This is a genomic window from Labrys sedimenti, assembly GCF_034424805.1.
In the GTDB taxonomy this organism is placed as follows: Bacteria; Pseudomonadota; Alphaproteobacteria; order Rhizobiales; family Labraceae; genus Labrys; species Labrys sedimenti.
The window spans coordinates 1-12,295 of sequence record NZ_JAXOUF010000047.1 but is presented as its reverse complement, the minus strand read 5'-3'; the positions used below and the strand labels follow the sequence as shown (position 1 = coordinate 12,295).

The window sequence follows — 12,295 nt, the reverse complement described above, 5'->3', positions numbered from 1 at the left end:
ACACCAGACCCATCGGCCTTCACGCGGATCTTCACATTGTAGTCGACCACCCGCTTCACGGGCACGAGAACTTTCATTCTTTGATTTCCTGAGTTCGGATTCCGCGACATTACATGCGGCTGCGAAGGCCTTGAGGATCATAGGGCGACTCTGAAATCACCTGCGCCGTGCGCATGTCGCCCAGGATCGGTACTTCGAGCTTCGTACCTGGATGGGTCAGCTCCTCCGGCAGCAGCGCGAAGGCTATGTCGTGCCCGAGCGTATAGGCATAGCCGCCCGAGGTGATGCGACCGACAAGCTTTCCGGCGTGATAGACGCCTTCGTGGATGAGGGAACTTGCTCCATCGGTGTCGATGGAAATCGTGACGGAACGCCGGCGGATGCCCTGTTCTTTCTGGCGGATGAGTGCCTCGCGGCCAATGAAATCGGCTTTGTCGAGCCGGATGAAACGATCCAGGCTGCTTTCCCAGGCCGTCAATTCTGGATTCATGTCGCGATACATGGCGCGATAGGATTTCTCCAGCCGCAGCGATTCAAGCGCGTGCAGGCCAACCAGTCGCAAGCCATGCGGCTCGCCTGCCTTCAGCAAAGCCTCAAGAAGGTGGCGTTGGTAGCAGAGCGGGTGATAAAGTTCCCAGCCAAGCTCACCCTCGTAATTGACGCGCAGCAGGCGAACGTCGCTTGCAAGGCCGACCGTGCCGGACCTGACGCTGAACCAGGCAAAGGCCTCGTTGGTAAGATCGATCTCGGTGAGTTCCTGAAGCACATCGCGTGCTTTCGGTCCGACGATCGTGAAGCAACCGCGCTCGTTGGTTACGTTCCGCAGTTGCACGCTGCCGTCCTTGGGCAGGAGCCGGGACAGGTCATCGAAATTCCAGCGCTCGGCCCTAGGCGTCGAAACCAGGTAGAACATGTCGTCGGCAAGCCGCGCAACGACGTACTCGGCCTGCACCCCACCCGACCGCGTCAGATGATGGCCAAGATTGACTCGCCCCGTCTTAGGCAGGCGATTGGCGAGAATGCTGTCGAGCCACCTTTCGGCTGCGGGACCGGACACCTCGAACTTTGTCATCGGTGTCATCTCGACCAGGCCGACGCCATTGCGCACGGCATGGACCTCTTCGCCGACATATTTTCCCTTCTCGGTCCAGCGCCAGCTGTACTGATCCTGGGCCTCTACCCCCGCCGGCGCGAACCAGTTCGGCATTTCCCAGCCATTCAGGACACTCCAGACGGCGCCACGCCCGGTAAGGATGTCATAGGAGGGAGCGGTCTTCTGCGGGCGGGCGGCAGGCATGTCCTGCCCCGGATAGTGCTGCTCGGCATGAGTGCCCCAGCTCTCGCGGACCTTGTGGCGTGTCCACTCCTTGTTGGCATAGTCGCCGAACCTGCGCGGATCCAGTTCGGATGTATCCAGGCTGTTTCCGCCCTCGATGATCCGCTCGGAGAGGTAGTAGCCGATGGCACCTCCCCAGAGGATACCTCCCGGCACGCCTTCGGCGAGCCAGACATTTTCCAGTCCCCAGGCAGGTCCCATCAGCGGCAATTCGTCGGCCGTCATCTGGAAGGGGCCGCGCACATTCGCCTTGATGCCGACCCGGCCGAGCGCTGGAACGAGGTCCATTGCGCGCTCCCAATTCCATGCCACAGCGTCGAAATCCTCCTCGACGAGATCGGCCCCGAACCACTCGGGAACGCCATTCTCGGCGAAGAGCTTGAGATGCTCGGTCTTCTCATAGGGACCGAACATCAGGCCGTCGCCCTCTTCGCGCAGATAGCCTTCGAAGGCCTCGTCGCGCAGGATCGGCATTTCCCGCAGGCCCTGTCGCTTGCGATCCACGATCTCCGGAACGGCATCGGTGATCCAGTACTGATGAAGGATCGGAATGGCTGGAATCTCCAGCCCCAGCATCGCGCCGGTCTGCCGGGCATAGTTGCCGGTCGCGGAAATGATATGTTCGCAGACGATCTCGCCCTTGTTCGTCAGAACTTTCCATTCACCGCTTGCGAGACGCTCGAAGCCGCGCACTTCGGTGTTGAGATGGACCTTGGCACCGCGGTCACGAGCACCCTTGGCCATGGCCTGGGTCACGTCGGCGGGCGCGATATGCCCGTCATCGGGATGATAGAGCGCACCCAGCATCTCATGATTGTTCTCCAGCAGCGGCCAGAGCGCCTTGATTTCCTGCGGGGTCAGCAACTCTGCCCGGATCCCCTGGACCTCGGCCACACTCATGTAGCTCTTGTATTCATCGAGGCGATCGCGCGTGTTGGCGACCCGGAGCTGACCGCATTTGTGCCAGCCGACATGCTGCCCTGTTTCGGCTTCCAACTGCTCGTAAATTTCGATCGTCTTGGCGATCATGCGCCCGATATTGATGCTGCGGGCATAGGAAGGAATGAGCCCGGCGGCATGCCAGGTCGAGCCAGCCGTCAGCTGCGTGCGTTCCAGCAGCGCGACATCGGTCCAACCCCGCTTGGTCAGGCCATATAAAATGGCGGCGCCAACACAGCCGCCACCGATAACGACCGCTCGAGCATGAGTCTGCATGAATACCGATCCCAATAAGATTTCATGTGAGACTACAAAGCCATTCGCCGTTTGTGACGTTGCAAAAAAATGCACCAAAGCATAACTTCAATTCATGCACAGACTGCGATCCCTGGTCCCCTCCGCGAATTACCTGTTCGTCTTTGAAGCTGCGGCGCGGCGAAGAAGTTTCACAGCTGCCGCCCAAGAGCTGAACGTATCGCAGCCAGCGGTCAGCAAGACGATCAAGCTTCTGGAAGAGGCTACCGGCTTGAAACTGTTCAGACGTGAAAATGCGCGCCTGGAACTCACCGCTGAAGGACACAGATTCTATAAGGAAACACAGCAGACCTTCGATCACCTGCACATGGTGCTGACGTCGCTGAGAACCAGGCATTCGAACGACACGGTCAGAGTGTCGTTTTCCGCTTCCTTCGTGCAGCTATGGCTTTTGCCGCGCCTGAAGGATTTCAAGTCCCGGCATCCGGATATTGTCCTGCGTATCGAAGAAAGCAGCCGCGACGACCAGGACCTCAACGAAGAGGATATCGATATTTCCGCGAGGCTGGGCAACGGCAAGTGGCCGGGGCTGGAAGCATGGCATTTCGTGACCGAGGAAGTCGCGCCGGTCTGCAATGCGGAGTATTTGCGGGATCATGGCGCCATCGAGACGCCCGCTGATCTACTGAGCCACCCGCTTCTGCATTTCGAGGAACGGCATCGTACGCGCCTGGGATGGCGGGAATGGCTTACACATCAGGGCGTGCCTTTGCCGCGGCTTCGGCAGGATTTCGTTTTTACCGATGCTCTCGGATCGATCGAAGCCGCGGTCCTTGGCCAAGGCATAGCGCTCGGCTGGAAGCATCTCGTCCATGACCATGTCGAGGCGGCACGTCTCATCTACCCGATCGATGCCGTGCACCGTTCGGGGCAGGCAGTCTATCTCATCATGCCCGCACAACGTCCCGCCAAACCAGCGGCCATGCTGTTTCGGGACTGGCTGCTCCAGCAGAACGCGGACGCACCCATTCGCATGAACGGCGGAACATCCGCGAATGCATGGAGCGCTTCCTCCTCGATCGCGCCCGAGGTAAAGGAATAGTGGTCCGGCGGCGCCGGATGGTGCGTATGGCCGGGGTTCCGCACCCTACATGTTGCCGACATACGAACGATGAACAAGGCTCTGCTGGACATAGTTGATCATCGTGATGAAGTCGAAAACCGGCCGCCCGGTCGCTGCCTGCACGGCATGCGCATAGGGCGGCAGATCGCTGCATTCCAAGAGGATGGAACGCACTTGGGGATGTTGCGCTACCAATTCGCTGGCGACCTCGATGACTTCGCGTTCGATCTCGGCAGAGTCCAGCGTACCCTTTTCTTCGAGAATGGCCTCACGAAATTCCCTCTGGCCCTCCATGCCGGCGATCGCCAGGGGAATGTCGCCGGGTACCGAGCAGGCTGAAAAGTGCCGTTGCGTAAGGCGCGAGGCGTCGGCCGTTATGATACCGACACTGCCGCCGCAAAGTGCATGCATGAAGGGTATCTGCATGAGGCTGGACAGGAAGACCGGAACGTCGACCGCTGCCGCCACCTCCTCTTGGAAATAGGCCATGAACCCGCAGGCACCGGTGATGGCCCGGACCCCCCTGTCCCTCAACTCGACCGCGGCTTCCACGAAAGCTTCCTCCAGAGCCGGATCGCGCTGGTTCAGCAACCGTTCGATGGAAGCGCCACGCACCTCCTGGAACCGCACGGGATAGTCATAGGTGGTTGCGTTGCCGACATTGCCGGGAATGCAGGGATAGGCGGCATCCAGTATGAGGATGCCGATCTGCTCGCCGTACCAGGACTGGGACCTGCGCCGGACCTTGTACACACTCATCGTTATCGTCTCGGTATCGTCTGAAAGATGAGGGGAGCGGAAAATGCTCCTGCTCCCCCGGCCTGATTATTGAACCAGGCGCGGAGCGCCGGTATCGGCTGCGGTGCCGTCGAGGCCGTAGGACTTCAGGATCTTGACGATGGTACCGTCCTGATGCATCGCCGCGATGTCGGCATCCAGAGCCTCACCAAGGTCAGTCGCCTTCTTAGAGTAGGGGAAGGCGGCCTGAGCGGCTTCCTTCGTGGCCTTGACGCGATCATCGGGGGCGGCGATCTCGACCTTGACGTCCTTCAACGCGCCTTTCTGAGCGGCGACGACGCCGGTGGAATAGCCGTCGACGGCAAGCTGGATACGGCCCGCGAACAAATCCTGCTGCATGTTGACCGAGTTAGGATAGAGCTTCAGCGAGGATCCCAGCAAGGTCTTCAGATCGGCGACCCAGAGATAGCCCTGGACGGTGCCGACCTTCTTGCCTTCCAGATCCTTGACCTGCTTGAAACCCTCCTTCGAATAGATCGCCATCTGGTCTGTATAGAGGGGTGCGGACAGGTTCATGACCTTTGCTCTTTCCGCGGTGCGATACCAATCGCCGGTCGTAATGTCGGCCTGGCCAGACAGGATATACTGGATCGCTGCGGCAGGATCGACAGCCACGGCTTTTATCGTCAGGCATTCTCTCTTGGCGAAATCGGCGGCGATGTCTCCATCGATACCTTTCATCGCACCAGTCTCGTCCATGAACGAATGTGGCGCGTAGGTTGTTACGGCCACGGTCAGGGTTCCGGGCGTGATGGTGGCGAACTTGTGCTTGGGCGTGCAATCTTGCGCCGACGCGAGTTGCACGCAGGCAGCCAAGCCGGCGGCAGCTGTCAAGATCGTGTAAACCTTTGATTTGATTGAAGGCACGCTGGGCTTCCTTTCGATGCGGGTTAACGTTGGGCATAGAGGCCCGCACGCCTCTCAACGTGGCTTACGAAGAGGGCGGCTGGTATCGAGACACAGGCGTAGAGCGCACCGGCGCATAGAAGGGCTGGAAAGTACCGGAATGTGGTCGAGCCGATCTCGTAGGCGCTGCTGACCAGTTCCGGCAGAGCGATTGCAAAGCAAAGCGACGTACCCTGGAAGATAAGGATCGAAAATCCCAACAGGGCCGGCAGGGCGACTCGCAAACTCTGAGGCAGGAGGACGAAGCGCAACTCGTCTATTCGGGTGAAGCAAAGCGCCTCGGAAGCTTCACGCTGGCCCTGCGGTATGGACAACAGGCTGGCCCGCATGATCTCGCTCGTATAGGCGCCGGTGTTCCAGGCCAGGGCGATGATCGCCGCGGCGAATGATTCGATCGTGAAGTTCAGGCTGGGTAAGCCGAAATAGATGAATTGCAAAAGCACCAGCGCGGGCGCGCCGCGCCCCACCTCGACGAGGAACAGGCAAAGCGCTCGCACGGCCTTGTTGCGGACCATCACGCCAAGGGCGAGCAGGAGTCCGAAGGGAATCCCGACAAGAAGGCTGAGGGCCGTGACCTGAAGGCTGACGGAGAAGCCCGCCAGCAGTTGCGGCATCCAAGAGATGAATTCGTCATATGTGGGAAACATCAGCGCGCCACCTTGCTTCGAAGGGCGGCATCCGCCTTGCGCGAAAGCCAGGCCACCGGCAGGCTCAACAAGATGTAGAAGAGCCCGACCACGGCGAAGATTTCCAGGCCCCTATACGTCAACTGCGAAAGCTGATTGCCCTGATAGGCGAGTTCCGCCACCCCTATGGTTGAGGCGACAGCGGTCTCCTTCATGAGACCGATGAGGTAACTGGCGGTCGTCGGTATCGCCACCCGCAGAGCCTGGGGAGCGATGATGTCCTTCATGGTCGACCAGCGACCGAGGTCGAGCGCAGCACATGCCTCCCATTGGCCGGCGTGGACGGCATTCAGCGCGCCGCGATAGATTTCCGCCATGTTGGCGCCGGCGATCAGACCGAGCCCGCACAAGGCCGCCACGAAGGGGCTGATCGGAAAATAGGTCATGCCGATACCGAAAAAGATGATGAACAGCCAGAGCATCGGCGGTATGGCCCGAATGATCTGGATGGCGATCAGGGTTGGCACGCGCACCAGGGCCAGGCGGTTCGTGCGCGCCGCCAGGAAAGGCGCACCCAATATCGCTCCGATGATGAAGGAGCCCAGGGTCAAAGCTGCCGTCCAGGCCAAGCCCCAGAGAAAGACCGTTATATAAGCCGTGCTCATCGGTCATGCACCGCGCGCAGAAACCGCTGCGTCCGCTCATGCTGCGGATCACGCATGACTTGGGCCGAGGGGCCTTTTTCGACGATCTGGCCGTCTGCCATGATCATGACCGTATCGGACACGTTCTCGGCAAATCCCATTTCATGCGTCACGACAATCATCGTCATGCCGCTGTTCGCGAGTGTGCGCATGACGGCGAGCACTTCGAGCCCAAGTTCAGGATCAAGAGCGGAGGTCGGCTCGTCGAACAGCATCACTTCCGGGTCGAGCGCGAGTGCGCGGGCGATTGCAATGCGCTGCTGCTGGCCACCCGAACAACGGACTGGAAACTGGGATGCCTTATCGGCAAGTCCGACGCGGCTAAGCAATTGCAACGACCGCTCGTCGGCCTCGGCGCGCTTTCGCCCTAGAACTCGTTCCTGAGGGAGGCTGACATTCCGAAGTACCGACATATGTGGGAAGAGGTTGAAGGACTGGAACACCATGCCGACACGTCGGCGTAGACCGGATAATTCTTCGCGGGAGACAGGCCGTGCGGCGTCGATGGTTGTTGGCCCGACGGTGATCGTGCCGCCGTCCGGTCGCTCCAGATAGTTGACGCACCGGAGCAATGTGCTTTTCCCTGAACCGCTCGGGCCTATGATCGCAAGGACTTCGCCTGACTTTATCTCGAGATTGATTTTATTGAGGACCGTCAGTGCTCCGTAATGTTTGCTGAGGGAATCGAGGCGGATGAGTGGACTGTTATTCTCTTTTTGCATCGCCTTAAGATTCCAGATTTGGCGCAGAATTTCTGCAATTATCTAGAATACTTACAGATAGATGCGGATTTTTCTCCATCGAAGTCCTCCCCTTCTCTTGTATTTCAGCAGCAGAGAAAAATAAATCTATGTTGTAAGTTTTTCGTCTTAATTCATCGTTTTTTTATTTTATTTGTATTGTATTTTTCCTTAAAGGGAGTTGTAGCATGAGCGGTCGTGGCAGCGGAGTATGAAAAAAATGCACTGATACATAGCCTCAGGTTATGCATTTTCCGTCGGAATTCCGAGACGTTCTCCAGACAGAAGTTCGGGACTTAGGTACGGGGACTGCACCAGTCGAGTGAACTTTGGATGAGCGTGATGGTCCGCTTGCAGGCGGACGTGTCGACGGTTGATGCCGCTCGCCGTAATGTGTGCTTAGAGCGGCAGGAGCATCGGCACATTTCAATGCGAGCCTATGAGGAATTTACAGGAGTGTTGTGGCTAATAGATCATCACCCATCTTGAGGCCCGAGAGTGACTGGGCCTCTGCATGGCAGGCCTGACATCGCGCTGCTTTCAGTCCGGGGAGGTCGATCTATCGGGACGCGTATCCAGAATGAGAGGCGGGATGCTTCGTGGCGCGCTTCATGATGTCGCCCTGGCGATGAGACGCGTGTGCCGAAACCGTTCCCCCTTGCTGGTTTGGGCGCTACAGCTTGCAGAGCGAGGACGCCACAAGAAGGCCGCTGCAGGAACTCGTCGATCTCATCCTCCCGAACCTTGCCGTCTCGGAGCAGGAACATCTGGTCGCTCGCAGGGCTTCGCCCCGATAGGTTGACGCCACAGACAGTCGGGAGCCTCTCGGTCTTCCACGCCACTGTGGGCAGGATGGCGGGGAATTGCGCAATTTCGCCATCTTCTTTTCAGATCCCTTCCGCGTTGCCGACGAATCTATCGCCGGGAAAAACGGAAAATAAAACGAAATGTCTGTTCTGGTGACGCGTCGCTTTGCGTTGAGGGTCCCAATCATAGCCCTCGCGGGGGTGCAGGGGACTCAAGCCCAGGCCAATAGCAATCGTAAACGCGTCGAAACACGGCTCAAGGGGCTCGAAACCCGTAGTGGCGGCCGCCTTGGCGTCGCTGTGTTGAATACCGCAACGGGCCAGCTGATCGGCAACCGGCTCGACGAACGCTTTGCCATGTGCAGCACGTTCAAAGCATTGGCCGTCGCCTTCACGCTCGCTCGTGTCGATCGTGGCGAAGAGCAACTCGGCCGTCGAATTTTCTTTACCGAACGCGATCTCGTAAAGCCGTTCAAGGCGACCAGGCCGTATCTCGCGAACGGCATGACGATAGAGCAACTTTGCGAAGCGGCAGCTGTCGTGAGTGACAGCACTGCTGCGAATTTGCTTTTGGCAAGCTTTGGTGGCCCCGGAGCGCTGACGGCCTATCTGCGATCTCTGGGCGATGTTGTTACCCGGCTCGATAAGGTCGAGTTGGATTTAAATGTGGTGAAGCCAGGAGAGACGCACGATACCACCTCGCCCCGTGCCATGGCCAATACGCTGCAGCGAGTCATACTCGGCGACGCCCTGTCATCCTCGTCTCGAGGACGGCTGACGAATTGGATGACTGAGTCGAAAGATGCCGCCGCGAGGCGACTTAGAGTCGGATTACCCGAGGGATGGCGTATCGCAAATAAGCCGGGGACCTGGGACGGAATATCGACCAACGATATCGGGGTGATGTTTCCACCCGGTCGTGATCCAATCGTGGTTGCGGCCTATCTCGGCGAGGCACCGGCATCGACCAAAGAACAAGAGGCGATCCTGGCTGATGTTGCCCGGATTGTTGCCGCGGAAGTGTAAGCAACCTGGCTGCCAACTGATCGTGCGAAATAACGGCGTTTTCTACGGATTTTGGGCGAGGGAAGCCACTAAGCTGCTGCAAGAGAGGGAAGGGGACGGAACCGCAAATACTTCTCCGGTAACATGCGGGTACCCGCTTCGTAGCGGGCGACAATGAAGGCCGTGCGGGCGTCGTCTTGCGGCTCTCGGTCTTCCAGCGCCGGTGGCTGTGGTTCATCAGGTCGGCCATGCACCGCTGGCGTCAGCAGATTGGCGAGTGCCGGATCTGCGATTTCCTCTTTGATCAGCCAGTTGGCGACGACCTGGCGAACATCGATCTGGAGTGAACCGCCCTCAGGTGTGAGCACGATCTCCCGGATTAGCGAGCGAAGGATATTCGAGGCCGTCATCCGTTTGGCTTCCGACTCCTCGAGCAACGCCGCGAGCGGAAAAAGTCGTTTTGTCCGCTCTCTCGTCGCTCGTTCGGCCGCATCATCGACCCCGCCATCGCCTCGACAAGCTGATGGAATCACGCCCTGGACAACAATGCAAATTGCCGGAAATCGCCGTCCACACCGACGAAATCCGGCAAACGCGAATACTTGCCAAGCTAAAAAACTAACGCCAAATCAGCGGTTTGCGAGTTCTTCACGGACGACTGCCGATCGGACCTTCAACAAGGACGCGCGCTTTCAACGCTGAAAGCGCGCGCTTGCTGTCGCCTCTTGCCAATTGGGCATGACCACTTGGACGAGCGTCTTTCGTCAGCTTCAATGCGAGAAGCCGGCGGCAGTTTCGCTGAGGCTCTTGCCCCTGGTCTCTGGGGCTAACCACTGCGACAACGCGGCCCCAAGGGCTGCAATGGCGGCGGCGATCAGCATGGTTGCAGAAGCCCCCAGATTAGTCATGGACCAGGGCATCAGGAAGGTGCCGACACCGGCTCCAACTCGGCTGACCGCAGCAGCGAAACCGGTGCCGATCCCACGGATCTCGGTCGGAAATACCTCGCCAGGGTAAATGCTGGTCAGCGTGTTGTATATGGCATTGAAAAAGGAGAAGACGAGAAACAGGATCAATACGATGATCGGGGGCGCTCCTGCCCATAGGCCGAGAACGGCAAGCGGGACGGTAGCGATCCACTGTGGCGGCACGGTTAGCGTGCGGCGGCCACATTTTTCGATCATCAGGACGGCGATCACACTCCCAGCCAATGCAACCATGGAGAGTCCAATACCACCCGCCAATCCGCCGCTGAGGCCGTATTTCTGCAGCACACTGTCAGCAAACGTGGCGATTGCGAAGTAAGGTGTGACGGCGCAGAACCAGAATCCTGACACGAACAGGGTAGCCCGCCAGTATCGACTGGAGAACAGGGTTCCAAAGCTACCCTTTTGGTTTTTTCCTTCGTGCTCCATATCCGCCGCGTCGTCCGAACTTTCCAGATAGCGATCTGCGATAACCCGTGCTTGCTCGGCGCGGCCTTGATTCCATAGCCAGCGCGGTGATTCAGGCATCCCGAGCCGACCAATGAACAAGGCAATCGCAATCAGGGTGCTCGTGCCGAGGATCATGCGCCAGCCGAGGTCGGTGTATTCGTTCAGCAAATAACCCACGATAAAGGCAATCATGAAGCCAGCATACCATGCAATGAGAGTGAGGCCCATGAGCCGACCACGTAGCCGGGCGGGTGCGAATTCCGACATCAATGGCCAGCCAACCGAATATTCGGCACCGATCGCAATGCCCATCAGCAGACGCACCAAGAACAATTGCATCGGTGAATCCACGAAGAATTGCATGGTGCCGACGAAGAGCTGCATGACGGAAGTCAAGAGGAACAGGGCCATATCGAGCATGAACAATGGTTTACGGCCGAACTTGTCACCCGCCCAGCCACCCAACGGGGCACCTATCAATATGCCGAACAGCGCGCCTGCCGCGATTAGACCTTCCCAGAACGGAGAAATCGCGAGTTCGGCGGTCATCTTCCCGGTCACCGGGCCGACGATCCCTAGGATATAGCCGTCTAGAAACATTCCACCAGTGAGGACGATAACCATCCTCAACATAAACCGTTTCTTGAATTCGGCCGCCTTGATATCATCTGCGTTTATATCTGTAGTTTTTATTATATTACCTAACGATGTCATCGGTTTCCCCTTCTTATTTGTTGAGACTGGATGGTGATGCCAATGCATTACCGCGGATCCGGCAGGTCCCGCGGTCGCAAAGGAGGGTTTTGGCCATCTGGCCGTTGTGCCACCGGCTTTCGCTGAAAGCTGTTTCGATCTGTCGTTCGAAATAGGGAGTGCACGAACCGTTGGCCTGGATCATGGAGGCGGATGCGCAGCATAAGTCGTTCGCATCTACTGCTAATGCAACAAGGCTGGTTGTCCGGGTGAAACACTCTGATCGAGCCGTAGGAGGCCGGCTATCGAGTGACAGGCGAAGGAGGAACGATGCTCCTGGTTCAGCCCATTGGGAGCTATCTTACATCCCCGGCTGGAGGTTTAGGTGTTGACGCGGATCCAGATTTGATCATCGGATAGTACGGCAGGATTTGCGAGAAGGTGCGCGCGCGGGCCATAAATCGTAGAGGAATTCTTAGATTTACTTGAAACACCCGTGAATTCCGTGCCGAAATACCATAAATTCGCATGGAAATACATCCTTTATCTGGAATGGGTGGATAATATCCACGTGTCGGCTAATTTGTATTTTATATCTTACCTACACAAAATACTGATAACATGGATTTGTCCGCGATCACTCGCCTGAAAAAATGACGGAAGGTATAACCTCAGGTTGGTCTCCACTCTCCCAACGATAACCTGACGCGCGTCCGGGGACTTGTCACGGTCATGCTCATCCAAGACCCCTTGATGTCGTTGGGTGCCTTCATCTTCATGCCATTCGCCTTTTTAGGCGTGCGGAAACTGGTCAAGCGTCCCAAGAAAATCATGCCGAACGAATTTGCCAGTAATACCAACCTGCGCTGATTAGAACCCACGGGCCCAATTGCGACGTCCGATGGTGATGATGTGCCAAGGCTGGTCG

11 protein-coding genes and 1 pseudogene are annotated in these 12,295 nt (G+C 58.0%); 3 read left to right on the top strand and 9 right to left on the bottom strand.

The window, feature by feature from the left end:
- A pseudogene (locus U1R88_RS34945) lies at positions 1-77 on the bottom strand (electron transfer flavoprotein subunit beta/FixA family protein); the annotation flags it as partial.
- Between the two features lie 32 nt (positions 78-109).
- On the bottom strand, positions 110-2,551 hold the full coding sequence (locus U1R88_RS34940) for a GcvT family protein (RefSeq protein ID WP_322435473.1): 2,442 nt from the start codon (positions 2,549-2,551) through the stop codon (positions 110-112).
- Between the two features lie 94 nt (positions 2,552-2,645).
- Between U1R88_RS34940 and U1R88_RS34935 the strand changes: the two genes are divergently transcribed.
- On the top strand, positions 2,646-3,632 hold the full coding sequence (locus U1R88_RS34935) for a LysR substrate-binding domain-containing protein (protein ID WP_322435472.1): 987 nt from the start codon (positions 2,646-2,648) through the stop codon (positions 3,630-3,632).
- Between the two features lie 45 nt (positions 3,633-3,677).
- Here U1R88_RS34935 and U1R88_RS34930 read toward each other — a convergent pair whose 3' ends face one another.
- The 5 genes from U1R88_RS34930 to U1R88_RS34910 form a co-directional block, all read right to left on the bottom strand.
- A complete protein-coding gene (locus U1R88_RS34930) occupies positions 3,678-4,412 on the bottom strand; it encodes an aspartate/glutamate racemase family protein (RefSeq protein WP_322435471.1) in 735 nt (244 codons plus the stop codon).
- Positions 4,413-4,478: 66 nt separating this feature from the next.
- Complete coding sequence (locus U1R88_RS34925) at positions 4,479-5,285, bottom strand: ABC transporter substrate-binding protein (RefSeq protein WP_322435470.1); 807 nt, start codon at positions 5,283-5,285, stop codon at positions 4,479-4,481.
- A 56-nt stretch (positions 5,286-5,341) separates the two neighbouring features.
- The gene (locus tag U1R88_RS34920) at positions 5,342-6,004 is read right to left on the bottom strand and encodes an amino acid ABC transporter permease (protein ID WP_322435469.1); all 663 of its coding nucleotides are present in this window, start codon (positions 6,002-6,004) and stop codon (positions 5,342-5,344) included.
- A complete protein-coding gene (locus U1R88_RS34915) occupies positions 6,004-6,648 on the bottom strand; it encodes an amino acid ABC transporter permease (RefSeq protein WP_322435468.1) in 645 nt (214 codons plus the stop codon). Before U1R88_RS34915 ends, U1R88_RS34920 begins: the two co-directional genes overlap by 1 nt.
- Positions 6,645-7,409, bottom strand: coding sequence for an amino acid ABC transporter ATP-binding protein (locus U1R88_RS34910; RefSeq protein WP_322435467.1), 765 nt, complete (start codon positions 7,407-7,409; stop codon positions 6,645-6,647). The genes U1R88_RS34915 and U1R88_RS34910 overlap by 4 nt, the downstream gene beginning before the upstream one ends.
- Positions 7,410-8,374: 965 nt before the next feature.
- Here U1R88_RS34910 and bla point away from each other — a divergent pair.
- Entirely contained in the window at positions 8,375-9,259 is an 885-nt protein-coding gene (bla, locus tag U1R88_RS34905) for a class A beta-lactamase (protein ID WP_322435466.1), read from the top strand.
- Between the two features lie 68 nt (positions 9,260-9,327).
- On the opposite strand, the gene U1R88_RS34900 is transcribed toward bla, so the two are convergent.
- Positions 9,328-9,648, bottom strand: a complete 321-nt coding sequence (locus U1R88_RS34900) for a hypothetical protein (protein WP_322435465.1) — start codon at positions 9,646-9,648, stop codon at positions 9,328-9,330.
- Positions 9,649-10,008: 360 nt separating this feature from the next.
- Positions 10,009-11,388 carry an MFS transporter gene (locus U1R88_RS34895; protein WP_322435464.1) on the bottom strand — a complete coding sequence of 460 codons (1,380 nt, stop codon included), beginning with the start codon at positions 11,386-11,388 and terminating at the stop codon, positions 10,009-10,011.
- Between the two features lie 711 nt (positions 11,389-12,099).
- Between U1R88_RS34895 and U1R88_RS34890 the strand changes: the two genes are divergently transcribed.
- On the top strand, positions 12,100-12,237 hold the full coding sequence (locus U1R88_RS34890) for a hypothetical protein (protein ID WP_322435463.1): 138 nt from the start codon (positions 12,100-12,102) through the stop codon (positions 12,235-12,237).
- The last annotated feature ends 58 nt before the right edge of the window (positions 12,238-12,295 follow it).